Origin of the sequence: Streptomyces sp. NPDC052109, from assembly GCF_040680195.1 — a bacterium.
Taxonomy (GTDB): domain Bacteria; phylum Actinomycetota; class Actinomycetes; order Streptomycetales; family Streptomycetaceae; genus Streptomyces.
Map to the genome: position 1 here is coordinate 1 of NZ_JBFAWF010000024.1, position 26,990 is coordinate 26,990.

Here is a 26,990-nt window from a genome sequence, read left to right on the forward strand (position 1 = left end):
CGTCAACGTCGTCTACGCCATGCTCCGCGATCGCAAGCCCTACGAAGGACGTCCCCAACTCCGCCTCATCGCTTGACATCAGCATTAGGCAGCCTGTCCCTTCTGGGTGTCGGGGTCGGCGGCCCAGTAGGTGCCGCCGGGGTAGGTGTACCGCGCGATGGACTCCGGGCGCAGGGCGGCGGAGAAGCCGGGCGCGGCGGGTGCCGTGTAGTGGCCGTCGCGGATGACGACCGGGGTGACGAAGTGCTCGTGGAGGTGGTCGACGTACTCGATGACCCGGTCCTCGGTGGTGCCCGAGACGGCCAGGTAGTCGAACATCGACAGATGCTGGACGAGTTCGCACAGGCCGACTCCACCCGCGTGCGGGCAGACCGGGACGCCGAACTGCGCGGCGAGCAGCACGATGGCGAGGTTCTCGTTGACACCGGCGACGCGGGCCGCGTCGATCTGGACGATGTCGAGGGCGCCCGCCTGGAGCAGCTGCTTGAACATGATCCGGTTGTGCACGTGTTCGCCGGTGGCGACCTTCACCGGGGCCACCGCGCGGCGGATGGCGGCATGGCCGAGGACGTCGTCGGGGCTGGTGGGCTCCTCGATCCAGTACGGGGCGAACTCGGCCAGGGCCCTGGTCCAGCGGATCGCCTCGTCCACGTTCCAGCGCTGGTTGGCGTCGACGGCGAGCCGGATGTCAGGTCCGACGACCGCGCGGGCGACCCGGCAGCGCCGTACGTCGTCGTCGAGGTCGGCGCCCACCTTCAGCTTGATCTGCGTGAAACCGTCGGCGACGGCCTGTGCGGCGAGCCGGGTCAGCTTGTCGTCGTCGTAGCCGAGCCAGCCCGGTGACGTGGTGTAGGCGGGGTAGCCGCGCTCCAGCAGACGCGCCCGGCGCTCCGCGGCGCCCGCTCTGCCGCGCCGCAGCAGTTCGAGGGCCGCCTCCGGGGTGAGCGCGTCCGCGATGTACCGGAAGTCGATCTGGCCGACCAGCCACTCGGGTTCGGCGTCGGCGAGCAGCTGCCACAGCGGCTTGCCCGCCCGCCGGGCGGCGAGGTCCCAGACGGCGTTGACGACGGCCCCGATGGCCATGTGCATCACGCCCTTCTCGGGGCCGAGCCAGCGCAGCTGACTGTCCCCGATCATCTCCCGGAACAGGGACCCCGGGTCGGCGCAGAGGTCGGCCACGTCCCGGCCGAGCACATGGTCCCTGAGCGCGTCGATCGCGGCGACCTGGACGTCGTTGCCCCGCCCGATGGTGAACACGAAACCGTGTCCCTCGTGCCCGTCGGCGGCGTCGGTGCGCAGCACGACGTAGGCCGCCGAGTAGTCGGGGTCCGGGTTCATCGCGTCGGAACCGTCCAGCTCGCGCGAGGTGGGGAAACGGATGTCGTGGGTGTCGACCGCGGTGACGCGGGCGGGAGCCTGGGACACTTAAGTCCTTTCCGTCGGCGGGTGGTTGGGGGGACGTCAGTCCTGGGCACGGCCCGTCGTCACGCGCGCGATCACGAGGGCGACGAGGATGATCCCGCCGTAGATGGCCTGGATCCAGAAGGACGGGACCTGGGCGAGGGTGAGCAGGTTCTGTACGACGCCCAGGAGCAGGACGCCGGTCAGGGCGCCGAACATGGTGCCCTTGCCACCGTCCAGACTGATGCCTCCGATCACCGCTGCCGCGAACACGGTGAAGATCATGTTCTGGCCCTGGTTGGCACTGATCGCGCCGACGTACCCGGTCTGCAGCAGGCCGCCGACCGAGGCGAGGACGCCCGCGACGACGTACACGCCGAGCATGACCCGGTCCACGCGGACGCCCGCCGCGCGGGCGGCGTCCGCGTTGCCGCCGATGGCGTACAGGGCGCGGCCTGTGCGGTGGTACTTCAGGACGAACCCGGTGACCGCGAAGGCGACCGCGGCGAGCCACACCGACATGGGCACGTTGAGGAAGGTGGTGGTGGCCAGGGAGTAGAAGCTGTCGGGCATGCCGAACAGGGTCTTGCCCTTGGTGGCACCGACCAGCAGGCCGCGCAGCACGATCAGCATGGCGAGCGTGACGATGAAGGCGTTGAGCCGGAACTTCACGACGAGGACGCCGTTGAAGGCGCCGAGGACCGCGCCGACCACGGGAATGGCGAACAGGGCGAGCCCGGTCGGGAAGCCCGTGCCCCAGCCCGACTCGCCGGCGGGCAGCACCAGCAGGGCGCCGACGGCCGGTGCGATGCCGACCACCGACTCCAGGGACAGGTCGAACTTGCCGGTGATCAGCACGAGGGACTCGGCGAGAACCACCATCGCGAGCGCGGCGGAGGCGCCGAGGATCGAGATCAGGTTCCGCTCGGTGAGGAACGAGTCGTTGACCACCGCGCCGAGCACCATGAGCAGCAACAGGGCGGGGACCAGGGCGAGTTCGCGGGCCCGGCGGAGCAGGACGGTCCTGGAACCACCGGTGCCTTGCCGGTCCAGGGTGGGCGACGTGGCGGCGGGCGCCGAGGCCTTCATCTCAGTCACCCCGGCCCCCTGCGGGTCGGCCGGGGGTCCGGGGGCTGCCCCCGGGAGATGCTGGGGCCATGGTCAACTCCTTCGATGGAGGCGATCAGCTCGTGGTCGCGCCAGCCGGCCGGGTGCTCGGCGACGACACGGCCGTGGAAGAGGACGAGGACGCGGTCGCAGCGGCGCAGATCGTCGAGTTCGTCGGAGACGACGAGGACGGCGGTGCCGTCGTCCCGGGCGCTGTCCACGCGGGCGAGCAGCGACTCCTTGGACTTCACGTCGACACCGGCGGTGGGGTTGATCAGCACCAGCAGGCGGGGGTCCGAGGCGAGGGCGCGGGCCATGACGACCTTCTGCGCGTTGCCGCCGGACAGGTCCGACACGGGCTGGTCGGGGCCCTCGGCGTGGATGTCGAGGCGTGCGATCAGCTCGGCGGCGAAGCGGCGCCTGGCGTCGGTGGCGACGAAACCGGCCCGTCCGAGCCGGTCCAGCACGCTCAGCGTGGCGTTGTCGCCGATGCTCATGCCGGACACCAGCCCCTGCTCGTGCCGGTCGCGCGGGACACAGCCGATCCCGGCCCGCAGTGCGGCCCGTACGTCCCCGAACGGCAGCTGCGTGCCGTCGAGTCGGGCGGTCCCACCGGTCGGTGTGTGCAGTCCGGCGAAGGACTCGGCCAGCTCGGTCTTGCCGCTCCCGCTGGAGCCGGCCAGTCCGACGACCTCACCGCGGCGGACGGTGAGGTCGACGCCCTCGTACGCGGGCGAGGTGAGCCCCCGCGCCTCCAGCAGGACGGGTGCGCCGTCGCCGGCCTGCCTGGTGGGTACGGCCTGTTCGGCGATGGACTCCCCCGCCATGGCCTCCACCAGCGCCGCCTTCGGCAGGTCGGCGACGGGTGCGGTGGTGATCCAGCGGGCGTCGCGCAGCACGGTGACCGTCTGGCAGACCTCGTACACCTCCTGGAGGTGGTGGGAGATGAACAGGAAGGTGACACCGGAGTCCTGCAGCGCGCGCATGCGGGTGAAGAGCCGCTCGATCTCCCGGTTGTCGAGCTGGGCGGTGGGTTCGTCCAGCACGATGAACCGGGCGCCGAAGCTCAACGCCCTTGCGATCTCCACCATTTGGCGGTCCTCGACCCTGAGGTCGGCGGTGCGCGCCTCGGGGTCGACGCGCACGTCCCAGGTGTCGAGGAGGTCGCCGGCCTCGCGGCGCAGCCGGCGCCAGCTGATGACACCGCGGCCGGCCGGCTGCCGGTTGAGGAACAGGTTCTCGGCGACGGTCAGCTCCGGGACGACCGTCGGCTTCTGGTAGACGCAGGCGACCTTGCGGCGCCAGGCGTCCCGGTCGGCGAGCGCGGGCGCGGGCTCGCCGTCGAAGCGTACGGTGCCCGCGTCCGGGGCCTGCAGGCCGGTGAGGACGTTGACCAGGGTGGACTTGCCGGCGCCGTTGCGGCCGACCAGGGCGTGGGACTCGCCGGACAGCACGGTGAGCCGGCCGTCGGCGAGGGCGAGGGTGGGGCCGTACCGTTTGACGATGCCCTCGGCTTCAACAAGCGGGGTACTCATCCGACCGTGTTGCCCCACAGCTTGGGGTCGTCGACGTTGCTCTTGGTGACCAGCGGCGCGGGCAGCTGGTCCTCCAGGATGCCGTTGGGCAGCTTCACGATCGTGGAGCCGTGGTCCGTCGGGCCCGGCTTGAACGTCTTCCCGGCCATCGCCGCCTTGATGTAATACAGGCCGTACTTGGCGTAGGCGTCTGCCGGCTGGGAGACGGTGGCGTCGATCTGGCCCTTGCGGATGGCGTCGAACTCCTGCGGGATGCCGTCGTTGGAGACGATCGTGATGTGGCCCGTCTGCCCGGCCGGTTTCAGCATGTTCTTGGACTTCAGGGTCTGCAGGGTCGGCGCGAGGTAGACACCGCCGGCCTGCAGGTAGATGCCCTTGATGTCGGGGTTGGCGTTGAGGAGCGTGTCGAGCTTGGCGGCGGCCGTGTCGGACTCCCACTTGGCGGGGATCTCCAGCACCTTGAGCTTCGGGTACCTCTTCTTCACGCAGGACCGGAAGGCCTCGGAGCGGTCGCGGCCGTTGACCGAGGCCAGGTCCCCCATGATCTGCACGACTTTGCCGCTGCTGACGTGCCGGCCGAGGTAGTCGCAGGCCTTCTCCCCGTAGGCCACGTTGTCGGCGCGCACCACCATGGCGACCTTGCCCTTGTCGGGCGCGACGTCCACCGCGACCACCGGGACGCCCTTGCGCTCGGCCTGGTCGAGTCCGGCCTGGATGGCGGCGCTGTCCAGCGGTGCGACCACCAACCCCTTGACGCCCTGGGTGAGTTCGTTGTCGATGTCGGTGATCTGCTGCGAGGGGTCGCTGTTGGAGTTGACCGTCTTCAGCACCTCGACGCCCTCGGACTTGGCCATCCTGGGCACGTAGTCGTTGTACGACTGCCAGAACGGCGAGGTCAGCAGCGGCAGGATCACGCCGACCTTGCCGGTGCCGCCGCTGCCCGCACTCGCGGTGTCCTTGGTGCTGCCGCAGGCGGCGAGCATGAGCGAGGCACAGGCGGCCAGGGCCGCCGCGCCGATGATCCGGGACCTGCTGCGCTTCCTGACAGTGCTGGCGGGCATCTCGCGGCTCCTCGTCGAGGGTGTTCGAGCAGACGCCGCATACTTATCAGACCAATAAGCCGAGTCAACACCCTCGTGCAGGGAAAATTCCGAGACACTGGCCGTAGTGGTCGGACCACTTGGCCGGTTAGACTGCGGCGCACCGGGAGAGGGAGGAGTGGCGTGGACGAGGAGGAAGTGCCACAGAAAGGCACGGTGACCCAGCGCGCCATCGAGGAGATCAAGGCGATGATCGCCGGGGGCCGGCTGGAGCCCGGCGAACGGCTGCCCACCGAGCGCGACCTGGCGGCCCGGCTGGGCATCTCCCGCAGCTCGATGCGCGAGGCGATCCGCGCCCTGACCGTGATGGGCGTCCTGGAGGCCCGGCACGGCTCCGGGATCTATGTCACCGCGCTGGAGGCCGGCGACCTGCTGGAGACCTTCGGGGTGGTCGCGGACCTGTCCCGGGGCCCGCGGCTGGTCGAGCTGCTCGAGGTGCGCCGGATCCTGGAGTCGACGGCCACCGCGCTGGCCGCGGCGCGCATCACCCAGGAGCAACTCGCCGCGGTCGAGAAGCACCTGGCGGCGATGAATGCCACCGACGACCCCGAGGAGATCCTCGCCCACGACCTCGCCTTCCACCGCGAGATCGCCGCCGCCGCGGGCAACGAGACCATGGCCGCCATCCTGGAGGGGCTGTCCTCCCGCACCTTCCGCGCCCGTGTCTGGCGCGGCTACCAGGAGGAGGGCGCCTTCGCCCGCACCCGCCGCGAGCACGCCGCGATCCACCGGGCCCTCACCGCCCGCGACCCGGAGGCGGCACGGGCGGCGGCAGCGGCCCATGTGGGCGAGGTGGAGGAGTGGCTGCGGGCGCAGCTCGGCGGCTAGGTCCTGTCGTGGCCGGACGCAGGACGGGTGCGGCCCGCCAGGGTCACTCCCCGCGCGGTCGGCGGTCCGCCCAACAGGTCGACCGGTTGCGGGCGTTCGCCCAGCCGGAGATCCGTCGCCGCCCGTGCCACCCCGGCTCACCGGCGCGAGCCCGGCCGGTCAGCGCCGAAGTCGCAGCGTCGTCAGCTCGAACGGCCGCAGCCGTACGGTGATCCGGTCGCCGTCGCGTTCCGGGGCGCCCGCGTCGGACAGGGGGCGTTCCAGCAGATCCGTCGCGGTCACCTCCGTGACCTCGAAGCCGGCGGTGAGGGTGGCCCGGGCCCGGCCGCCGTGGGCCTCGTGGAAGCGGACCACCACGTCACCGCTGCCGTCGTCGGCGAGTTTGACGGCGGTGATCACGATCGCGTCGTTGTCCACCGTGACCAGCGGCGCGACCTCACGGGCGCCGGTCAGGCGCCGTTCCGGCAGGTTGATCCGCCAGCCCTCGCGGACCGCGTCGGCGATCGAGGCGCCCGGGACCAGCGCGTGCCGGAAGCGGTGGACGCCCTGGTCGGTCTCGGGGTCGGGGAAGCGCGGGGCGCGCAGGAGGGAGACGCGCACCGTGGTCGTCGTACCGCGGTCGCCGTGAGAGCGCACGGTACGGGTCACGTCGTGGCCGTACGTCGAGTCGTTGACGACCGCCACGCCCCAGCCGGGCTCCGCCAGGTGGACGAAGCGGTGGTTGCAGGCCTCGAACTTGGCCGCCTCCCAGGACGTGTTGGTGTGAGTCGGGCGGAAGGCGTGCCCGAACTGGGTCTCGGAGGCGTACCTCTCGGCGTGCAGGTCGAGCGGGAAGGCCAGCTTCAGGAACTTCTCCGTCTCGTGCCAGTCGACCTCGGTGTCGATGAGCAGCCGCCGCTCGCCGGACGGCAGCGACAGCACCTGGGTGACCCGGGAGGCACCGAAGCTCCGTACGATCCGCACCGAAGCGCCGTCCTCGCCGGCCTCCACCGACTCGGCGTCCGTGAGGTCGGTGACGGTGTTGCGGTAGAAGGAGTCGACGTCCCAGGCGTCCCACATGTTCGGGAAGTCCGGGTGGAGCTGCAGCAGGTTGGCGGCCCGGCCGGGGGCGATGGTCTCGCGGTCGGCGTCGAGGTCGTGGGCGGAGACGACGAGGCCTCGGGCGTCGATCTCGACGCGGAGCAGGCCGTTGTCCAGGACGTGCCCGCCCGCGGCGCGCGGCGCGAGCCGCGTCCCCTGAGGCCGGCGCGCCGCTCCGGCCCCGCCGGCGGGAACACCGTTACGGCCGTGCGGTGCCGAGTTGAAGACGAGGTGCCGGTGCCCCTCCCCCGCCAGGGCCCGCTGAGCGGCTGCGATGATCTCGTCCAGCTCCCCGGCGATCCGCTCGTACGTCGCCCTTGCCTCCCGGTGCACCCAGGCGATGGACGAGCCGGGCAGGATGTCGTGGAACTGGTGCAGCAGGACCGTCTTCCAGATCCGGTCCAACTCCTCGTAGGGGTAGGGGAATCCGGCGCGTACGGCCGCGGTGGCCGACCACAGCTCGGCCTCCCGCAGCAGGTGTTCGCTGCGGCGGTTGCCCTGCTTGGTCTTCGCCTGGCTGGTGAGGGTGGCGCGGTGCAGCTCCAGGTACAGCTCGCCGACCCACACGGGCGGCTCGGGGTACTCGGCCTCGGCCTTCTCGAAGAAGGCGCGGGGTGTCTCCCAGGCGACGGTGGCCGAGCCTTCGAGGTCGCGCAGCCGGGCCGCCTTGGCGACCATCTCGCGAGTGGTGCCGCCGCCTCCGTCGCCCCAGCCGGTGGGCGCGAGGGAGTGCCGGGCCCGGCCCTTGTCCTTGAAGTTCCGGGCCGCATGGGCGATCTCGCTGCCCTTCATGGAGCAGTTGTAGGTGTCGACGGGCGGGAAGTGGGTGAAGATCCGGGTGCCGTCGATGCCCTCCCAGTGGAAGGTGTGGTGCGGGAACTTGTTCGTCTGCGACCAGGAGATCTTCTGTGTGAGCAGCCACTTGGACCCGGCAGCCCTGATGATCTGCGGGAGCCCGGCGGCGAAGCCGAAGGTGTCGGGCAGCCAGGCCTCCTGGTTCTCGACGCCGAACTCGTCGAGGAAGAACCGCTTGCCGTGCACGAACTGCCGGGCCATGGCCTCCGAGCCGGGCATGTTGGTGTCCGACTCCACCCACATCCCGCCGGCCGGCACGAACCGTCCCTCCGCCACGGCCTTCTTCACCCGCGCCCACACCTCGGGCCGGTGCTCCTTCACCCAGGCCCACTGCTGTGCCTGGGACATGGCGAAGACGAACTCCGGCTCGTCCTCGATCAGCGCGGTCATGTTGGAGGTCGTACGGGCCACCTTGCGGACCGTCTCCCGCAGCGGCCACAGCCAGGCCGAGTCGATGTGCGCGTGCCCGACCGCGCTGATCCGGTGCGCGGACGGTACGGCCGGAGCCGCCAGCACACCGGTGAGCTCGGCGCGGGCCCGCTCGGCGGTGCCGTTCACGTCCTGGAGATCGACGGCGTCCAGGGCCCGCTCGACGGCGCGCAGGATGTCGTGCCGGCGCGCGGAGTCCACGGGCAGCTCCGCCATCAGCTCGCCCAGCACCTCCAGGTCCACGACCAGCTGCCACACCGGCTCGTCGAAGACGGCGAGGTCCATGCGGGTGAGGATGTACTGCGGCTCGTGCCCGGCGGTGTCCTTGTCGCCGAGTCGGGTGGGCTGGAAGGGGTGGTAGTCGAGGATGACCGGGTTGGAAGCGGCCTCGATGTGCAGGGCCACCTCGTCGCCGCCCGCCACCGGGGCGCCGATGCGCACCCACTGGTTGCGCGGGTTGAGGCCCTTCACCGGGGTGCCGTCGGGCCGGTAGACCAGGCCCTCGCACTGGAAGCCGGGCATGTTCTCGTCGAAGCCCAGGTCGAGCAGGGCCTCGACGGTCTTCCCGGCCCACGCCTCGGGCACGGTCCCGGTCACCCGGAACCAGCTCGTGCCCCAGGGAGCGCCCCAGCGTGCGCCGATCTCGATCGGCTGGGCCTCGGCCGCGAGTCCCTCCTCGACGGGCACGGGCTCGCCGGGCGCGTGCCACACCGCGACCTGCAGCGGCACGGACTCGGGGTACACGGCGGGGCGGATGCGTTCGTCGAGGACGCGCCTGAGGCGGGCTTCCACCAGCGTGCGGTCGTCATGCATGCGGGGTGCTCCCTGCGGGTTCCGGGTGATTGCGGTGGTCACCAGGGGTGGGTGACGGTGACGGGGGTCGAGGCGTTGTAGAGCTCCCCCACGGCACGCAGTTCGAATCGTGCGGCTGTCTCGCCCTGCTCGGGCTGCAGTCCGGTGAGGAAGTAGGCGCGCTGGCAGGTGCCGCCGAGGAAGCGGCGGGTGCCGTCGGGCAGGAGGCGGTGGAGTTCGTAGTGGCGGACGGCGCCGGGGGCGGCGTTCCAGGCGAGCCGGAGGTCGCCGCCGGTCGCGGCGGTGACACGGGCGCCCGTGGGGGCTGCGGGGGCGGTACCGGTGTCCCGGACGGCCAGGCCGCCGAGGCGCCAGCGCACCGGGCCCTCCGCGGCGGTGAGCCGGATGCCGAGGGCGTGGACGGTGCCGGAAAACCCGGTGAGCGGCAGTGCCAGGGTCTGCCAGCCGTTGACCGACTTCACGCGCATGCTGTTGTTGACCGGGTTCACGGCCAGATAGGTGTACGGCGGAGTCTCCCCCGCCCCGCTCGGCTCGGCCGTCGCCACCGCCAGCTCGACGTTCACAGCGCCGGCGTCGGTCTTATGCGTGAGCTCGACAACCGTGTTCACACCGACCGGCAGCCGGGTCGCGTACAGATCCACCACGACCGGTTGATCGAGTGCACCGTCCACCAGCACACTGCTCCCGCCCCGCCAGGCATCGGCGAAGTCGAAGGAGACCGCCGGCCGCGCCCCCGCCGTGCGCACGACCCACCGCCGCGCCGGCAGCCGGTCCTGGAGCCCGAGGTGGTTCCAGGCGGCGTCCGAGGTGACGGCCCCGTCCTCGTACCAGCGCAGCCCGTGCCCCGTGTTGAACACGGTCGCGAACGGCAGCGAGGTCACGGTCGACCGGTCGGCGACCGACACCGCCGGTGCCCGCCATGGATCGCTCGGGTCCGGACGGGACGGGTCCGGCGACCGCCCCGTCCAGAACCGGTCGTCGGCGGCGTGGAAGGCCTCCGGGGCGCGCTGGTCGGCGGGCAGGTGGTTGCGGGTCCACTCCGGCCGGTAGAGGCCGATCGAGGTGATGTGCGGCTCGCCGGTCGGCACGATCGCGTCCCAGTCCACCGACGTGTCGGACCCGTTCGACTCGACGTCGATCCCAGCCCACAACTCGTAGCGGCTCCGCCCCGGTTGTTCGGCCTTCGTGCCCGAGGAGGCGAGCGTGGCCGCGCTCCACCGGAAGTCCACGAACATGTCGTCGGCGGCCTGGAAGAAGGCCTGGTTCTGGCTGTCCAGCGCGCCCTGCCAGCTGACCGTGCCGTTCACGGTCATCGCGTCGTACCAGGTCACCCGCTGTCCGCGTGCGGCCGCGAGCCCCTTCAGCTCCTTGACGAAGCCGAGCATGGCCTGGCCGAGCGCGGTGTTCCCGCCGCCGGTCTCGGCGTTCACGAACCAGCCGTCGAAGCCGTAGGCGGCCGCGACCGCGACGAGCTGCGCGGCGATCGGACAGTGCCCGGTGGCGTCCTTCTGTACGAGGTCCCGGGTCCACTGGAGCTGTCCGCCGTACGCCACCGGCGGCAGGAAGATGTTTCCGAGCACCGGGACGCCGTGCCGGTGGGCCGCGTCCACGATCGGAGCGTTGGGCGCCAGGATCAGGCCCTCGCCGGCCGAACCGCCCCAGAAGACCAGTTCGTCGAGGTAGGCCCAGTGGGTGAGGGCGTAGTAGTCGGCGGTGGCCGAGCCCTGGGAGGGGTTGCTCGACGTCGGCCCGAAGGACACCAGGGCCTGGATGCGGGCCTGGCCGGAGCGGGCGGTGGTGTTCGCCGGGGTCGGGGCGAAGCGGGCGGCGAGCGGCACGGACGCGGCGTTGAAGGCGAGGTCGGGATCGTCGGCCGCGCGCCAGCCCTTCAGGCTGCGCCAGGTGATGCCGGGGCCCGGGCTGCCGGAGGGGAGCGAGTCCGGGTACCAGTAGGAGGCGTACGGCGGTGTGGCGCCGGCCTTGGGGCGGGCGGCCGCGACGGCCGGCAGGGACGGGGTGAGGGCGGCCGCGGTGGCGGCGACCAGGACCGTGCGTCTGGTGGGGTTCACGAGCGGGTGCCTCCGTGTGGGGTGGGGAGTACCTGATCGGGACTGACGACCTCGGTGATGCCGCGCGCGTCGAGGTGGACCTTGTCGTCCGCGCGGGTGTCGAGGACGGTGGTGGGGCGGGCGCCGTCGGCGACGAGCCGGAAGAAGGCGTCGAAGACGGCTCCGCCGGGGGCGCAGCGCGAGCGGTGGGCCGGATCGTCGGGTACGACGAGGGCCGTGGAGCGCACAACGGGGGCCGCGTACGGCCGGCGTGCCGCCTCGGCCAGCGCGCGGGCGATGTCCTTCGGCCGCCGGTCGTTGCGGAACAGCCCGAGCCCGTACTCGAGTTCGGGGAAGTCGGCGAGGTCGCGCGAGACGTCGTGGGAGCACCACCAGGTGACGCCCCACAGGTCGGGACAGTCGAGGACATGGGTGACGGTCGCCTCGGCGAAGGCGGCGGCGTGCTCGGCGGGCACGAGCGGCGCGGGCGCGCCGACCTCCTGCAGCCAGACCGGCCGGTGCGGTTCGTCCGCCCAGGCCTTGCTCAGCTCGACCAGGTAGGCGGCGTGGTGCTCGGCCGGCACCGAGGCACGGCCGTGGCGTTGGGCGGTGCCGTTGAACACCCAGGAGTGCACGGCGGTGACCTCACCGAGGCGGGCGGAGTGGCCGGGGGTGAAGGGCTGGTCGTCCTGGTACCAGGCGGCGTCGTAGGAGGCGTGCAGATGGAGCCGGCCGGGGGCGCCTTCGGCGCAGGCGGCCAGCATCCGTACGAGCCACCGCTCGGCCTGCTCGGGTGTGATGCGGTCGGGGTCGGGGTGGGGGCCGGCCGCGAACTGGTTGACCTCGTTGCCGACGGTCATGCCGATGAAGTTCGGCCGGTCGGCGAGAGCGGCGGCGAGGGTGCGCAGATACGCGGCCTGGCCCTCGACCACGTCCGGGTCGGTGAAAAGATTGCGCCGGTGCCAGGTGCGGGTCCAGGCCGGCAGGAAGTCGAAGCTGCTCAAGTGTCCTTGCAGGCCGTCGACGTTGACGTCGAGGCCGCGTGCGGCGGCCGCGTCGGCGAGGGCCACGAGCTGTTCGACGGCGCGCGGGCGGATCAGCGTCCGGTTGGGCTGGAAGCAGGGCCACAGCGGGAAGACGCGGACATGGTCGAGGCCGAGCGCGGCGATCGCGTCGAGGTCGGCGCGTACCGCGTCGAGGTCGAAGTCGAGCCAGTGGTGGAACCACCCTTCACTGGGCGTGTAGTTGACGCCGAAGCGCACGACAGGGGGCATGGAGTGTCCTTGTGGCGTACGGGTGTTCAGCCCTTGACGGCGCCCTCGCCGACCCCCCGGAAGAAGTACCGCTGGAGGCAGGCGAAGAGGGCGATGAGCGGGGCCACGGCGATCACGGTGCCGGCGGCGACGAGCCGTTCGTCGTTGGCGAAGGTGCCGTGCAGATAGTTGAGGCCGATGGTGAGGGTGAACTTGGACGGGTCGCTGAGCACGATCAGCGGCCACAGGAAGTCGTCCCAAGCCCCCATGAACGCGAAGATCGCGACCACGGCCAGTGTCCCCTTCACCGAGGGCAGGGCGACGCGCAGGAACCGCTGCCGGACGTTGGCGCCGTCGACGTAGGCCGCCTCCTCGATCTCGTACGGCAGGTTGCGGAAGGCGTTGCGCATCAGCAGCACGTTCATCGCGCCGACGGCGCCGGGCAGCACGACGCCGACGAGCGTGTTGTTCAGGCCGAGCTCGCGCATGGTGGTGAACTGGGCGATGACGATGCCCTCGACGGGCACGAGCATGGCCAGCACGAACACCAGCGTGGTCGCGCGCCGACCGCGGAAACGCAGCCGGGCCAGGGCGTACCCGGCGAGGGCCGAGCCGACGCAGTTGGTGACGACGTTGGCGGTGGCGACCTTCAGGGAGTTCAGTGCGTAGTCCCAGACGGGGATGGTGTCGGCGACCCGCGTGTAGTTGTGCAGGGTGGGATGGGCGGGCAGGAAGCTCGGCGGCGAGCCGTAGATGTCCTCGGTGGGGCCCTTGAGCGAGGTGGACAGCTGCCAGAGGAACGGGCCGACGGTCAGGGCGAGGACGGCGAGCAGCAGCAGATAGCGCCAGACCAGCTCGCCGACGCGGATACGGCGGCCGTGTTCGTCGGTGACGCGCGGCTCCTTGCGCACGGTGACCGGCGGCTCGGGCCGCACCTTCTCCAGGACGCTCATGACTCCTCCCGGCGGTCGGCGCGCAGCACCAGCAGCATGAGCGCGACGGTGACGACGAACACGACGACCGAGAGCGCGGAGGCGTAGCCGACGCGGCCGGTCAGGCCGGTGCCGGTGCGCTGGACGAGCATGACGAGCGTGGTGTCCTCGCCGGCCGGGCCGCCGCTCGGGCCGGCCATCAGATACACCTCGGAGAACACCTTGAAGGCGGCGACCGAGGAGAGCGCGGCGACCAGCACCATGGTGGAGCGGACGGCTGGGACGGTGACCGAGAGGAAGCGGCGCACCGGGCCCGCGCCGTCCACGGCGGCGGCCTCGTGCAGTTCGCGCGGCACGTTCGCCAGCGCTGCCAGGTAGATGATCATGTAGTAGCCGAGGCCCTTCCACACCGTGACGGCCATCGCGCTCAGCAGGAGCAGCCACTGGTCGCTGAGGAACCCGACCTGGCCGATCCCGACCGTCTCCAGCAGCGAGTTGACCAGGCCGCGTTCGTCCAGCAGCCACACCCAGATCAGCCCGACCACCACGATCGAGGCGACGACCGGGGTGTAGAAGGCGGAGCGGAAGAAGGTGATACCGGGGATGTTCTTCTGCACCAGCAGCGCGAGCAGCAACGGCAGGACGACCAGGGCGGGTACGACCCCGAGGATGTACAGCGTGCTGTTGCGCAGTCCGGTCCAGAACATGTCGTCGTGGAGCAGTTCACGGAAGTTGGCGAGGCCCACGAAGTGGCCCGGCAGCAGGGTCCGGCGGTCGGTGAAGGAGTTCACCAGGGTGGAGACGAACGGGTAGAGCACGAAGGCGCCGGTGACGAGCAGCCCCGGTGCGGCGAACAGCCAGGGGCTGAGAGGTAGTTGGCGCCGGATACGGACCGGGGTCGCCATGGCCGTCAGCCCTGCCGGAGCAGCCGGTTGGCGGCGTTGACAGCGTTATCAAGAGCCTGCTTGGGGCTCTCCTTGCCCTGGAGCGCCTTGGCCACCTCGTTGCGGAGCGCGGTCTTCATCTGGTCGCTGAACAGCACCGGCGTGTAATTGACCGCACTCTTCAGGGACTTGGCGGCGGCGATGCGCACCCGGGTCTCGTCGGTGCCGTCCTCCTTGTTGAAGTAGGGGTCGTTGAGGGAGCCGGCGGTGCTGGGGAAGATGGCGACCTTCTTGGCGAAGGACATCTGGTTCCGGGCGTCGGTCACGTAGTGGGCGAAGGCGACGGCGGCCGGGGTGTGCCTGGTGCGGGAGTTGACCATCACGCCCATCACGTACATGTTGACGTGCCCGGTGCTGGTGATCTGGTCAGTGATGCCGATGTTCCTGTAGAGGCTGGGCGCGTTCTTCTTGAAGTTGTCGAGGTCGAGGGCGCTGCCGGGGTTCATGGCGACGGCGCCGGTGAGGAACTTCTTGCCGGAGGACTCCGGGGTGGCGGTCAGGGCCTGCGGGTCCAGGGCCTTGGCGTCGTACAACTCCTTGTACTTGGTGAGGAGTTCGACTCCCTTGGCATCGTTGAAGGCGAACGCGGTGCCCTGCTCGTTCATCAGGGTGACGCCGTAGCGGCCGAAGTCCTCGACGGTGGGCACGTTGGCGAGGGTGGCGACCTTGCCGCCGCTCTTCTTCGCCATCTGGAGGGCGTCGGCGAAGAGTGCGTCGTACGTCCTGGGCGGCTGGTCGGGGTTGAGTCCGGCCTTGGTGAACAGGGCCTTGTTGTAGAAGAGCGGGCCGGTGTTCAGATACCAGGGGAAGGCGTACGTGCCGCTCATGCCCGGCACCTGGTGGCTGGCCCAGGCACCGTCCAGATACTCGTGCTTGTACTTTCCGGCCGCCTTGTCGAGGTCGAGCGCGAGGCCCGCCTTGGCGAGCGGGGCGACCAGGTCCGGGGAGACGTTGACGACGTCGGGCAGGGTGCCGCCGCCGGCGTCGGCGCTGAGCTTGTCGGGGTAGCCCTCGGCGGGCTGGTCGATCCACTTCACATGCGTACCGGGGTACTTCTTCTCGAAGCCGGCTATGAGGCCTTCGAAGTACGACTTGAAGTTCGCGCGCAGATTCCAGGTCTGGAAGGTGATGTCGCCCTCGATCTTGCCGGAGGCGTCGGTCGAGCCTCCGTCGTCGCCGCCCGAGCCGCAGGCGCTCAGCGGCAGGACGAGGGCGACGGCAGCGGCGGCGAGGGCTCTGCGGGGCATGGGCACGGTGACACGGCTCCCTTGCTGTGGCGGGGGTCGGGTGGCGCCAGAGACCTTGCCCGCGCCGTTCGGAGAAAGTCAATGCATTCCGCCCAACTAAAGAATTGGGCCGTTCATTAGTGCAGGTCAAACACGTTTGGCCGAGACCTTGCGGTCAATTGCTAATGCGCTTTAGGGTCTTGACACTCAAGCGCATTAGCGAGCACTGTCAGGAAGGGGGAGAAGCATGGCGACCAAGCGGTCCCCCGCACGCCGGCCCACGATGAAGGACATCGCGCGGCGGGCCGGAGTCTCCGAGAGCGCCGTCTCCTTCGCGCTCAACGGCCGCCCCGGCGTCTCCGAGGCCACCCGGGCACGGGTCCGCCGGGTCGCCGAGCAGCTCGGCTGGCGACCCAGCACGGCCGCCCGGGCCCTGTCCGGCGAGGGCGTGGCCACGGTCGGCTTCGTCCTGGCCCGCCCCGCGCACACCCTGGGCGTCGACTCCTTCTTCCTCCAGCTCGTCTCCGGCATCCAGGAGGTACTGGCCGAGCGGCACTTGGGCCTGCTCTTCCAGGTCGCGGAGGATGTCACCGAGGAGTGCGCGGTGTACCGGCGCTGGTGGGCCGAGCACCGGGTCGACGGCGTCCTGGTGGCCGACCCGCGCGCCGACGACCCGCGCCCCGGCCTGCTGGACGAACTAGGGTTGCCCGCCGTGGTGATCGGCGGTGCGCCCGACGTGTGCCATCCGGGGCTGTCCACGGTCTGGGCGGACGACGCGGGCGCGATGGCCTCCGTGGTGGACGAGCTGACCGCGCTCGGCCATCGCCGCATCGTGCACATCGCCGGCCTGCCGGATCTGGCCCACACCCAGCGCCGTATCGCCACGCTGCGCGCGGAGGCGGAGCGGCGCGGGCTCACCGAGGTCCGCTCGGTGACCACCGACTACTCCGACACGGAGGGTGCCGCCGTGACCCGCCGGGTGCTCGGGGGCTCCCCCGCTCCCACCGCACTGATCTACGACAACGACGTGATGGCCGTGGCGGGCCTCGCGGTGGCGGGCGAACTCGGCTTCCGTGTCCCGCGGGACGTGTCGGTGGTCTCCTGGGAGGACTCGGCCCTGTGCCGCATGGTCACGCCCCGGCTGTCCGCGCTGTCCCGCGACAGCGCGGAGTTCGGCCGCACGGCGGCACGCGAACTGCTGGCCCTGCTGGACGAGAACCCGGCCCGCTCGGTGGGGGTGCCGGTGCCCCGGCTGACGGGTCGGGGCAGCACCGCGGAGGCAGCCGCCACGGGGACCGGCCTGCCCGAACAGCACACCTAGCTGGGCCTGCCCGGCGAGGGGATGCCTTCACGTCTCGGCGCGGCGGAACTCACGGTTTGTGGGTTACCCAGAGCAGTTCCGCCGGCCACCGGTGTGCCCAGTCGGGTGGGTCGGTTTCGTTGTAGCCGTTGGGTGTTCCGAGTTCGGGCCGCGGCTCGATGAGGTCGTCGATGACGAGACCCGCGCCGCGCAGGACCTTGACCCAGTCGCCGTAGGTGAGCTGATAGCTGGTCGCGCCGTCGTCTTCGGCGATGGTGTTCAGCCCGAAGTAGTCCTGCTGCAGCGTCGTGGTCACGCGGCCGGCGGCTTCGTCGTAGCAGGCTTCGAACCATGGGCTGGCGACGTTGAACACCAGGCGCCCGCCCCGGCCCAGGACGCGTGCGGCCTGCGGCACGGCCAGGTGCGGGGGCGCCCAGCTGAGCCCGCCGAAGTCGCAGAACACCAGGTCGAAGCTGTCGGCGGCGAAGGGGAGTTGTTCGGCGGCGCCTTGCACCAGCGAGTAGCGGGCCGCTCCCATCGCGCGGGCCGCTGAGGCGAGTTGGGCTTCGGACAGGTCGAGCCCGACCACGGTGGCGCCCTCGGCGGCGAGCGCCCTGGACCACTGGCCGGCGCCGCAGCCGAGTTCGAGGACGCGCTTGCCGGTGACGTCGCCCAGGGCGTGCAGGTGCGCGTCGGGGATGGAGTACATGCCCCACAGCCGGGGTGTGGCGCCGATTTGCGGGTCGTGCTTGTGCTGGTAGGCGCTGCTGATCTGGTTCCAGAGCCGCCGGTTGGCGGGGATGCTGTCCACGTGCCGACTCCAGCATTGCCTGCCGGGGGCGGTCAACACGATGAGGGCACCGGCCGGCCCTCGCCTCGGTCCGGCCCTGCCTCGGCCCGTGATCCGCCGGACGAGCCCTAGCCTGGCTAGGCCCTGTCGTCGAACTCCCGTCGTCCGCCCGGAGGGCGGCCCTCGCGGCGTCAGGTGCGTGCTCCCGGCGTGCCGGGCCCCGGCCCCCCCGGGGCCGTTCGGGGCGGGAGCGGAGCCGACGGACGGGGAGGCGGAGCCGCAGGCCGGGGGGAAGCGGGGCTCCACTCCCCGAGGCGGGCGGGCGCCGATCGAGGACGCGGCGGGAGGAGGTGCCCGCAGCCCCTTCGGCGCCGGCACCCCCCAGCCCGGCGACCGCTCAGGACCGCCACTCGATCTTGAACACCCACACGTACCGGCCCGCCTTCCGGGCCGCCTCGGGTACGTCGACGACCAGCGAGCCGCCCGAGACGGTCCAGGTCAGGGGGCGGTCGTAGCCGAGCATGGTCACCTTGTCCCCGGCCCGCACCGGCACCGGCGCCTCGACGGTCAGCTTCGAGCCGGGCCGGGCCAGCGAGTGGATGTAGAACGCCTCGTCGGGCCGGACGGTGAACCGCAGGTCCTCCCCCAGCTGGGCCATCCTCGACCAGTACGTCGTGTCGTACACCGCCTCGCCGTTGACCTTCAGCCACTGCCCCGTCTCACGCAGCCGGGTCTGCATGATCTCCGGGATGGTGCCGTCCGCGCGCGGGCCGATGTCCAGGAGGAAGTTGCCGTTCTTCGACACGATGTCGACGAGACTGTGCACGACCTCCTCGGCGGTCATGTAGGCGGCGTCCGGCGTGGCCCGGTTGTACCCGTAACTGCGCGGATCGAGGCCACGGCTGGCCTCCCACTTGGCGACGACCGTGTTGGCGTACGTCGTGTACTCGGGCGTCGTGAAGTCGTGGAAGGCGATGCCCGAGCGGTCGTTGACGGCGACGTCGACGGGGCGGGCGCGGTCCTTGGCGTGGTTGAAGTACTCGGCGAGGACATGGAGGCTGTCGTTCGCACCGCCGATGTCGCACCAGATGATCTCCGGGTCGTAGCCGTGGATCAGTTCGAGCATCTGCGGCGCCTGATAGTCCCGCACATAGTCCTTGCCCGCGGTGTATCCCGTGTACGGAACCGGCTGCAGGGTGTACGGGTTGCGCGGGGCGTGGCCCATCCAGGGGTTGTCGGGGTTGAACCACTCGGGCATCGAGAAGTACAGGCCACGGTGGAGCTCGGGGGCGTATCGCCGGGAGGCCTCGAACAGTTCCTTGACCAGGTCCCGCTTGGGGCCCTGTGCGACGGCGTTGCGGTCGGAGACGCGGGTGCCCCACAGCGCGAAGCCCTCGTGGTGCTTGGAGGTCAGTACGTGGTACTGGGCGCCGGCGTCCCGGAAGAGCTCGACCCAGGCACGCGGGTCGAACTTCTCGGCGGTGAAGCGCGGGATGAAGTCGTCGTAGGCGAAGTCCTCGCCGTAGGTGTTGCGGTGATACGTGTACGTGGGGTTGCCCGGGTCCTGCATCTGGTCCCAGTACCACTCGGCGTACTGCACACCCACCGGCGCCCAGGCGGGCACCGAGTAGACGCCCCAGTGGATGAAGATGCCGAACTTGGCGCCGTGGAACCAGTACGGCGCCTGGTGACCGGAGAGGGAGGCCTCGGTGGGCCGGTAGTCGGCGGTGCCGAGGCTCAACCTGCTCCGGCTGGAGGCGACGTGGGTACCGCGGCCGCGGACGGTCACCGTGCCGTCCCGCTGCGTTCCGGGAGCCGTAGTGGCGCGGTTGCGGATGCCGACGCGGACGCGGGCCTGTTCGCCGGGGTCCAGGCGGCGGATGCGGGCGGGCTCGACGGTGCGGGCGCCGGGTACCTCGACGCGCACGGAGACCTCGTCGCCGCTCAGGATCGCGACGATGCCCGCGTTGACGACGGTGGCCTCGACGCTCTGGGCGCCGCTGGAGTCCAGCAGCGAGGCGGTGGAGTGCGCGTCGCGCAGGACCAACGCCCGCCCCTGGGCGACCGGTTGGAGGGAGAGCGCGAAGACGTGCAGGGACGTCATGTTCGCCGTCGCCGGATTGGTGACCGGCAGGGTGATGGCGACTGCCTCGCGTTGCGGATCGGTCCACACCTCCGACGTCCCGATCCCGACGCTGTGGTCGTCCTTGGTGCCGTCCGGCCTGTAGCGGTACGGCGCCGAGAGCGCGCCACCCGCCGCGTACCAGTCGGCGCCGCCCAGGCCGGCGGCGGTGGTGGAGCCGTCGGCGTAGTGGACGGTGGCCGTGCCGGCGGCGTTCCCGTAGCTGCCGGCGGTCAGGAAGACGGCCGAGAGATAGCGGCCCGGGGGCAGTTCGATGCGCTGGCCGAGCGCGACGACGTTGTTCCGGGCGCCCGCCGTCGACGGGGGGAAGTCGAAGGGGATGCCGTCGACCTCGACCCGGCCCGCGGGGAGTTCCTCGCCCGGGAAGGTGTAGCCGGAGCCGTCGAAGTCGCCACCGCGTGCGGAGGCGGTGTCGATGCCGTCGTTGTCGTAGAGCGCGTCGAGCGGGACGGGCACCGGATCGGGGACGGCGGCCCACGGTCCATCTTGGCCCACTTCACCGGCTTGACCGGCTTGTTCGGCGGCGCGAGCGGGTGTCGTGGCGGTGAGCGGCAAGGCGCTCGCGGCGGTCACGCCCGCTGCCGCGCCCAGGAACAGACGTCTGGGATACGTGCTCATGAGCGGCTCCCACATACTCCGATTCATCGGACGTCTGATGATTGTGGTGGCGCTTCGCGCGTGTCAACGGGGCTGCAGAGGAACCCTGGACGACACATTGATCGGACCACCGGCACGTCACCGAAGGCGACCTCTCGACGTACCGCCTCCGACCAGGCACAGTTCTCCCCGCGCCTTGATTCGTACCAGCGAGGAGCCGACGACCGAGCGAGGAGTGCCCGTGGGTGACTGGGCCGGGCGGACCGCCGCCGAGATTGCCGCCGCCGTACGCGAGAAGCGGGTGACGCCACGGGAGGTGGCCGCCGAGCACCTCGCGCTGATCGAGCGGCTCGACGGACGTATCGGGGCCTTCCGCAAGGTGCGCACGGAGGCGGCGCTCGCCGAGGCCGACGAACTGGCTTCCCGTGCCGATCTGCCCGAACTCCCGCTCGCGGGCGTGCCGCTGGCCGTGAAGGACAACCTGGCGGTGCGCGGCGAGTCGCACCGCGACGGTACGGCCGCCACCCCCGACATCCCGGCCGGCGCGGATCATCCGACGGTGGCCCGGCTGCGGGCGGCCGGGGCGGTCGTCGTAGGTCTGACCAACGTTCCCGAGCTGTGCGTCTTCGGCACCACCGAGGGCGCGTACGGCACCGCCCGCAATCCCTGGGACCTCTCCCGCACGGCGGGCGGCTCCTCGGGCGGCAGCGCGGCCGCAGTGGCCGCGGGCCTGGTGCCGCTCGCACTGGGCAACGACGGGATGGGCTCGCTGCGCATCCCGGCCGCGAACTGCGGTCTGGTCACCCTCAAGCCGGGGCACGGGGTGGTGCCGGCCGGCATCGGCAACGGCGACTGGTTCGGCATGGCGGAGAACGGGCCGCTGGCCACGACCGTCGAGGACCTGCGGCTGATGCTGGGGGTACTCGCCGACACCGGTCCGTCCGCGGCACCGGAGCCCGCGTCGCTCAGGGTCGCCGTGGCCCTGCGCAGCCCGCTCGCCGGGGTGAGCGTCAGCAGGTCGTATACGACCGCGGTCCGCGAGGCGGCCGGAGTCCTGGCGCGGGGCGGGCACCAGGTGCGGCGGGCCGAGCCGCCGTATCCGCTCTCCCTCGGGGTGACCGCGCTGCGGCACTGGACGGCGGGGACGGCCGTGGACGCCGAGGGGCTGGACGTGGCGCGGCTGGCCCGGCGGACCCGGGTGCACGCGGCGGTGGGCCGGCGGTTCGTGGACTCGGTCCGAGCCGGTGACGGCCGCGAGCGGCTGCGCGCCCGGCTGACGCCCTTCTTCGCCGAGCACGACGTCCTGCTCACCCCGGCCCTGGCCCGGCGCTCCCCCGCGGCCGGACCGTGGCACGAACGCGGCTGGCTGCGGAACATCCTGGCCAACACCGCGTACTCCCCGTTCACCCCGCCCTGGAACCTGACCGGCTGGCCCGCGATGTCGGTCCCCTTCGGCTCCCTGCCCTCGGGCGCCCCCTGCGCCGTACAGCTGGTCGGGCGCCCTGGTACGGAGGCGGTCCTGCTGGGGCTGGCGGAGGAGCTGGAGAAGCGGCGCCCCTGGCAGCGGACGGCACGGGTGGCCGCCTCCTGAGCTACTCGAGCGACCTGTACATGATGTGCAGCCCGACTCTGCCGTGCCGGGGGTGGTCGTAGGCCTCCGGGACCGTGCCGAGGACGGTGAAGCCCAGAGAGGTCCACAGGCCGACCGCCGGATTCGTCTCGACCACGGCGTTGAAGACCATCGCGCGGTAGCCGTGGGCCCGGGCCTCGGCCAGGACGTGTTCGGCGAGGGCGCGGCCGATGCCCTCGCCGGTGCGGTCCGGGTCGACCATGAAGCCGGCGTTGGCCACGCGGGAGCCGGGGCCGCCGTAGTTCGGGGCGAGGTAGGCCGAGCCGACCACGCTTCCGGTCGCGTCCTCGGCGACGTAGACACGCTTGGCCGGGTTCATCCAGAGCGCGCGGGCGTCCTGCTCGGAGGTGGCGGGGTCCCAGGCGTAGGTCTCGGCGGCGGCGACGATGCGGTGCCAGAAGGGCCAGATCCGCGGCCAGTCCTCCGCCACGGCTTCTCTGATCAGCATGGGCGTGAGTCTGTCAGGTCACGCCCATGCGTGCGGCGATCGCGATGGGTACGACCCGGGGGTCAGTCCACGCTGGGCAGGATGTGGGGTTCGGCGAGGTCGTCCTCGTAGCCCGCCAGGCGGATCGGGGCGGACCGGGCCCAGACGTCGAGACTTCCGAGCTCTCCGGGTCGTCGGCCCAGGCGCTCCGTGCGTTCCTTGGGGCGGTCTTCGCGATTCGTCTTCTCCGGTGTCACCGCGCACTCCTTATGTGTCGGTCACCCTCGAGGGCGTGCCGGACAGTCTGCGCCCCGGCACTGAACGCCCGCTCAGGTCTGGATAAAAGGCCAGTTCGGACGCGGTGGCGCCGGTACCTCGTGCCGAGCAGACCCTCGTCGGCCGGCTCGCTCCGGGACGGACGATGGGTGTGGGTAGGACCCCGTACTGCTGTCCGTCCCTTCCAGGGTAACCAAATGAGCGGCCTCCCGCTCGATAGGGAATGCAAACAAGGTGTAACTATCGCCCACCCTGCCTCATCTCAATACCCCTCAATATGCAGCCATTTGAAACAAAGCGCATCACTTGGCAGTGCGGCACATCACCCACTCGACCTACGTCGGCGAACATCTCTTCGAGCCCGGGTGGGCGTCCGGACCGGCCCCGGTGCAGTTCAGGTCCCGTTGGCCGGGGCGCAAGGTCCCCATGATCTGCTGATGAGCGGCAACGGCTGTCTCGCGGAAGGACTGACGCATGGAGCTGCGCAGCGTCGAGGAGCTGATGGATCTGCTGTACACCGGCCGGCACCAGCACGCGCTGAGAACCGCCGCGCTGCTGCGCCGCAGCCGCCCCGCCGACAAGGAGCTCCAGGTCGCGGCGCTGGTCCGTGGCATAGGAGCGGTACTGTGCCCGGGCGACGAGGCGGGCCGGGCACTCAGCGCTGCCGAGGCGGTGCGCTCCCTGCTCGGGGAACGGGTCTTCCGGCTGGTCCGCGGGGACAGGGGCGCCACCGACGACGACATGGTGCGGCTGCGGCAGGCGGACGAGGAGAGCAGTGCGGCGGGCTTCGACGCGGGCGTCCTGGAGGACTGGCGCACCGTGCTGGAGCTGGTGGCGGCTCGCCATGCACGCCTCGGCGCCGTCGACTGACACCTCCGGCGCGGCCCCTCGGGCGACTCACGGCCCGCCCCGCGATGCCGCCCGCGCGGGTCGCCCGGCGGCCGGGCGGTCACCCGTCCGCCCGGAAGAGCCACTGCGCCGGCCGGGCTCTGCCATGGGCCACGAAGGACACGTGACCTGCGCACGGGCATCCCGGATGACCGCTCCACCCCGGACGGGGACGGTCGCCCGGTCACGAATCCGGCGCCCTCACCACTTGCCGGGGGCGTAGTCCTTCATGAAGACGCCGTACAGGTCGTCGCCCGCCTCGCCGCGGACGATCGGGTCGTAGACGCGGGCGGCGCCGTCGACCAGGTCGAGCGGTGCGTGGAAACCGGCCTCGGCGAGGCGCAGCTTCTCGTAGTGCGGGCGCTCGTCGGTGATCCAGCCGGTGTCGACGGAGGTCATGAGGATGCCGTCGGTGTCGAACATCTCCTGGGCACTGGTCCGCGTGACCATGTTCATGGCGGCCTTCGCGGCGTTGGTGTTCGGGTGCCCGGCGCCCTTGTAGCCGCGGCCGAAGACGCCTTCCATCGCGGAGACGTTGACGACGTAGGCGCGCCCGCTGACCGCCTTCTTCGCGGCGTCGGCCATGGCGGGGCGGAGCTTGCTGATCAGGATGAACGGCGCCGTGTAGTTGCACAGCTGGGTCTCCAGCAGCTCCACCGGGGAGATCTGCTCGATGGTCTGGACCCAGGTGTTGGAGTCCACGACGTCGGGGACGAGGCCGCCGGCGTCGATGGCGGTGCCCTCCAGGTGCCGGGCGACGCTGGCGTTGCCCGCGACGAGGGCCAGGTCGGCGACCTTCTGCGCGTCCAGGCCGCTGGTGCCGACGGGCAGCGCGGCGATGCCGTCGACAGCGCCGGAGTTGAAGGCGCCGATGACGTGATGGGCGGGGAGCTCACCGGCGGGCAGCGGGGCGGTCTCTCCCTCGACCAGGGCCGCGTACGCGGAGGGCAGGCGGCGCACCGTCTGGGTCGCGTTGTTGATCAGGATGTCGAGCGGGCCCGCCTCGGCGACCTGCTCGGCCAGCGCCACGGCCTGCGCCGGGTCGCGCAGGTCGATGCCGACGACCTCAAGGCGATGGATCCACTCCGCCGAGTCCTCCATCGCCTTGAACCGGCGGATGGCGTCCTTGGGGAAGCGCGTGGTGACGGTCGTGTGCGCACCGTCACGCAGCAGGCGCAGCGCGATGTACATGCCGATCTTGGCGCGGCCGCCGGTGAGCAGGGCGCGCTTGCCGGTGAGGTCGGCGCGGGCGTCGCGCTTGGCCCGGTTCGTGCGGGCACAGTCGGGACAGAGCTGGTGGTAGAAGTAGTCGACCTCGACGTAGCGGCCCTTGCACGTGTAGCACGAGCGCGGGCGCTGGAGTATGCCCGCGATCCTGCCCTCCTCGACCTTGGAGCTGGGCAGAATTCCCTCGGTCTCGTCGTCGATGCGCTCGGCGGAGCCGGTCGCGGTGGCCTCGGTGACCGCCTTGTCGTGCGCGGTCTTGGCGGCCCGGCGCTCCTGGCGACGGCGCTGCTTGACCGTGCGGTAGATGTGCGAGGTGGCCCGGCGGACCTTGATCGCGTCCGGGTGGTCGACTTCGAGCTGGTCGAGCTCTTCGAGCACGCTCAGGCAGACGGCCAGCCGCTCGGGGTCGATGCCCGGCCCGTAGACCACCTCGTCCGTGGTCATGGAGGCCATGGAGCCGTCCTCTGTCACCGTCATCGCGCTGCCGCTTCCCTGATCACCCGCGCAGCGCTCCGACTCGCGCCCGCCTTCGAACGGGGAATTTTACGGAGCGGACCGGCTCGCCGCCAAACCCGCTCGAACCAGCGCCCGAGCCCACGCCACCCCTAACCCGCGCCCTACGACGAAGGCCGCGCGGGCGGTGCGGGTGGAACACCCGCCCCCGCCGGCCCGCGACCGCCGACCGCGATCACCCCCGCTGGGGCCACCCGCACCCGGCACCGAAAGCCGGACGGGCGGTGCGAGTGGGAGGGCCCCCGGCGAGAGCCCGCTGTGGGAGCCCCCCCCCCCCCGGGTGGCAACGCCGGGGGAACCCTCGTCAGAGCCGGCAAGCCGCCAGCAGCGTCGACACCTCGGCCGACACCGCGTACGCGAACCGGTCCAGGTCCGGCACGGCCTGCGCGTCGGCGACCAGCCCGTAGTGCACACGGCCGCGATACGTCGAGATGGCCACCGCCAGTGACTGCCCCGGCGCGAGCGGGGCCAGCGGATAGACCTCCTTCAGTTCGTGCCCGCCGAGCCTGAGCCCCACCCCGGGCAGCGGCACGCTGGTGACCAGGATGTCGAACCACAGCCGGGCCGCCTGGCCGACCAGCGGCCCGCCGAGCCGATGGCCGAGGGCCGGGACGTGATCGGCGAGCAGCGCGACGGCACCGGCGCCCCGGTTGGGCCCCGCGTCCTTGTTGCGGACCATCGCGGTGCGCACGGTGGCGAGGCGGCCGAGCGGATCGGACTCGTCCACCGGGAGCCGTATCAGATAGCCGGAGAGCCGGTTGCCCTGTGGATGCGCGGTGCGCGGGCGGCGCCGCGAGACGGGGATGAGGGCGCGCGGCGCCACCCCTTTCGTGCGGTCGCCCCGCTCCTCCAGCCAGCTGCGCAGCGCACCGGCGACGACAGCGATGAGCACGTCGTTCACGGTGCCGCCGACGGTCTTGCGCACCCGGTGCACGTCATCGATGTCGAGGACGACTCCGGCCGTGCACCGCGTGCCGCTCGGCGCCGAGGTGAGCGCGGAGGTGGGCCGCATCCCGAGCGTGGACCGGGCGAGCGAGGCACCGATGTCCAGCGCCCGGCCCACGTCGGACAGCGCGCCCCTGACGAGTGCCGGAACGAGTCCCGGCAGCTTGCGCACGTCGGGCAGCAGCCCGCGCGGCGGCTCGACGGCGCGGGGCGCCCGCTCGGGCAGGTCCATCGGGTCGAGCACGCCCGCGGCGAGCTTGAGTGCGCGCAGCCCGTCGGCGAGGGCGTGGTGGAACTTGAACAGCACCGCGAAGGACACCCCGTCCTCGCCGGGCAGCACATGCGCCTCCCACGGCGGCCGGCCGCGCTCCAGCGGGCGTTCCATCAGACGCCCGGCGACCGAGTGGAAGTCGGCGGTCGGAGCGTGCAGCCGTACGTGGTTCAGCGGGTCGAAGTCCGGGTCGGGTTCCCGGGTGGCGCCACCGAAGGAGAGCGGCTGCCACACGTCGCGGATGCGCAGGCGCAGCCCGGGCACCGCGGCGGCGCGAGCGGCGAGCAGGTCGGCGGCATGGGCGCCGGCGGTCGGTGAGTGGGCACCGAAGACGCCGAGCGCGCCGAGGTGCATCGGGTGCCGCTCGGACTCGATGTTCCAGAACGCCAGGTCGAGTGGAGCCAGCAGGTCGGAAGTCAAGGGCTTGCCTCG

The 26,990-nt window shown here is 71.5% G+C and carries 20 protein-coding genes; 4 read left to right on the top strand and 16 right to left on the bottom strand.

Going from position 1 to position 26,990, the window contains the following annotated elements; all coding sequences use genetic code 11:
- Positions 1-84 precede the first annotated feature (84 nt).
- From AB0L59_RS34210 to AB0L59_RS34225, 4 genes are read right to left on the bottom strand one after another with little or no spacing between them, the layout of a single operon-like run.
- Entirely contained in the window at positions 85-1,425 is a 1,341-nt protein-coding gene (locus AB0L59_RS34210; RefSeq protein WP_365590555.1) for an enolase C-terminal domain-like protein, read from the bottom strand.
- Positions 1,426-1,461: 36 nt separating this feature from the next.
- Entirely contained in the window at positions 1,462-2,490 is a 1,029-nt protein-coding gene (locus AB0L59_RS34215) for an ABC transporter permease (protein ID WP_365590653.1), read from the bottom strand.
- Between the two features lie 5 nt (positions 2,491-2,495).
- Entirely contained in the window at positions 2,496-4,043 is a 1,548-nt protein-coding gene (locus AB0L59_RS34220) for a sugar ABC transporter ATP-binding protein (RefSeq protein WP_365590556.1), read from the bottom strand.
- Positions 4,040-5,104 carry a sugar ABC transporter substrate-binding protein gene (locus AB0L59_RS34225; protein WP_365590557.1) on the bottom strand — a complete coding sequence of 355 codons (1,065 nt, stop codon included), beginning with the start codon at positions 5,102-5,104 and terminating at the stop codon, positions 4,040-4,042. The genes AB0L59_RS34220 and AB0L59_RS34225 overlap by 4 nt, the downstream gene beginning before the upstream one ends.
- Positions 5,105-5,266: 162 nt before the next feature.
- On the opposite strand from AB0L59_RS34225, the gene AB0L59_RS34230 reads away from it, so the two are divergent.
- Positions 5,267-5,971 carry a FadR/GntR family transcriptional regulator gene (locus tag AB0L59_RS34230; RefSeq protein ID WP_365590558.1) on the top strand — a complete coding sequence of 235 codons (705 nt, stop codon included), beginning with the start codon at positions 5,267-5,269 and terminating at the stop codon, positions 5,969-5,971.
- 159 nt (positions 5,972-6,130) lie between these two features.
- Here the strand turns inward: AB0L59_RS34230 and AB0L59_RS34235 are convergent, their stop codons facing one another.
- The 6 genes from AB0L59_RS34235 to AB0L59_RS34260 are packed head-to-tail and all read right to left on the bottom strand — an operon-like array spanning position 6,131 to position 15,578.
- Positions 6,131-9,148: a glycoside hydrolase family 38 C-terminal domain-containing protein gene (locus AB0L59_RS34235; protein ID WP_365590559.1), complete on the bottom strand. Its 3,018-nt coding sequence runs from the start codon at positions 9,146-9,148 to the stop codon at positions 6,131-6,133.
- A gap of 38 nt (positions 9,149-9,186) precedes the next feature.
- Positions 9,187-11,217 (bottom strand): endo-beta-N-acetylglucosaminidase, encoded by a 2,031-nt coding sequence (locus AB0L59_RS34240; RefSeq protein ID WP_365590560.1) that lies wholly within the window; start codon positions 11,215-11,217, stop codon positions 9,187-9,189.
- A complete protein-coding gene (locus AB0L59_RS34245) occupies positions 11,214-12,470 on the bottom strand; it encodes a glycosyl hydrolase (RefSeq protein ID WP_365590561.1) in 1,257 nt (418 codons plus the stop codon). The genes AB0L59_RS34240 and AB0L59_RS34245 overlap by 4 nt, the downstream gene beginning before the upstream one ends.
- 26 nt (positions 12,471-12,496) lie before the next feature.
- Complete coding sequence (locus AB0L59_RS34250) at positions 12,497-13,402, bottom strand: carbohydrate ABC transporter permease (protein ID WP_365590562.1); 906 nt, start codon at positions 13,400-13,402, stop codon at positions 12,497-12,499.
- Entirely contained in the window at positions 13,399-14,286 is an 888-nt protein-coding gene (locus AB0L59_RS34255) for a sugar ABC transporter permease (RefSeq protein WP_365590563.1), read from the bottom strand. The genes AB0L59_RS34250 and AB0L59_RS34255 overlap by 4 nt, the downstream gene beginning before the upstream one ends.
- A gap of 5 nt (positions 14,287-14,291) precedes the next feature.
- A complete protein-coding gene (locus AB0L59_RS34260; RefSeq protein ID WP_365590564.1) occupies positions 14,292-15,578 on the bottom strand; it encodes an extracellular solute-binding protein in 1,287 nt (428 codons plus the stop codon).
- Between the two features lie 220 nt (positions 15,579-15,798).
- Between AB0L59_RS34260 and AB0L59_RS34265 the strand changes: the two genes are divergently transcribed.
- Complete coding sequence (locus tag AB0L59_RS34265) at positions 15,799-16,872, top strand: LacI family DNA-binding transcriptional regulator (protein WP_365590565.1); 1,074 nt, start codon at positions 15,799-15,801, stop codon at positions 16,870-16,872.
- A 49-nt stretch (positions 16,873-16,921) separates the two neighbouring features.
- Here AB0L59_RS34265 and AB0L59_RS34270 read toward each other — a convergent pair whose 3' ends face one another.
- Complete coding sequence (locus AB0L59_RS34270) at positions 16,922-17,662, bottom strand: class I SAM-dependent methyltransferase (protein WP_365590566.1); 741 nt, start codon at positions 17,660-17,662, stop codon at positions 16,922-16,924.
- Between the two features lie 376 nt (positions 17,663-18,038).
- Positions 18,039-20,402 (bottom strand): alpha-L-fucosidase, encoded by a 2,364-nt coding sequence (locus tag AB0L59_RS34275; protein WP_365590567.1) that lies wholly within the window; start codon positions 20,400-20,402, stop codon positions 18,039-18,041.
- Between the two features lie 220 nt (positions 20,403-20,622).
- Between AB0L59_RS34275 and AB0L59_RS34280 the strand changes: the two genes are divergently transcribed.
- On the top strand, positions 20,623-21,972 hold the full coding sequence (locus tag AB0L59_RS34280; RefSeq protein ID WP_365590568.1) for an amidase family protein: 1,350 nt from the start codon (positions 20,623-20,625) through the stop codon (positions 21,970-21,972).
- 1 nt (position 21,973) lies between these two features.
- Here AB0L59_RS34280 and AB0L59_RS34285 read toward each other — a convergent pair whose 3' ends face one another.
- Positions 21,974-22,459 (bottom strand): GNAT family N-acetyltransferase, encoded by a 486-nt coding sequence (locus tag AB0L59_RS34285; RefSeq protein ID WP_365590569.1) that lies wholly within the window; start codon positions 22,457-22,459, stop codon positions 21,974-21,976.
- 62 nt (positions 22,460-22,521) lie between these two features.
- Positions 22,522-22,695 (bottom strand): hypothetical protein, encoded by a 174-nt coding sequence (locus tag AB0L59_RS34290; RefSeq protein ID WP_365590570.1) that lies wholly within the window; start codon positions 22,693-22,695, stop codon positions 22,522-22,524.
- Positions 22,696-23,188: 493 nt separating this feature from the next.
- Between AB0L59_RS34290 and AB0L59_RS34295 the strand changes: the two genes are divergently transcribed.
- Positions 23,189-23,584: a hypothetical protein gene (locus AB0L59_RS34295; RefSeq protein ID WP_365590571.1), complete on the top strand. Its 396-nt coding sequence runs from the start codon at positions 23,189-23,191 to the stop codon at positions 23,582-23,584.
- 219 nt (positions 23,585-23,803) lie between these two features.
- Here the strand turns inward: AB0L59_RS34295 and AB0L59_RS34300 are convergent, their stop codons facing one another.
- Positions 23,804-25,306: an SDR family NAD(P)-dependent oxidoreductase gene (locus AB0L59_RS34300; protein WP_365590572.1), complete on the bottom strand. Its 1,503-nt coding sequence runs from the start codon at positions 25,304-25,306 to the stop codon at positions 23,804-23,806.
- 340 nt (positions 25,307-25,646) lie between these two features.
- Positions 25,647-26,978, bottom strand: a complete 1,332-nt coding sequence (locus AB0L59_RS34305) for a wax ester/triacylglycerol synthase family O-acyltransferase (RefSeq protein WP_365590573.1) — start codon at positions 26,976-26,978, stop codon at positions 25,647-25,649.
- Positions 26,979-26,990 lie beyond the last annotated feature (12 nt).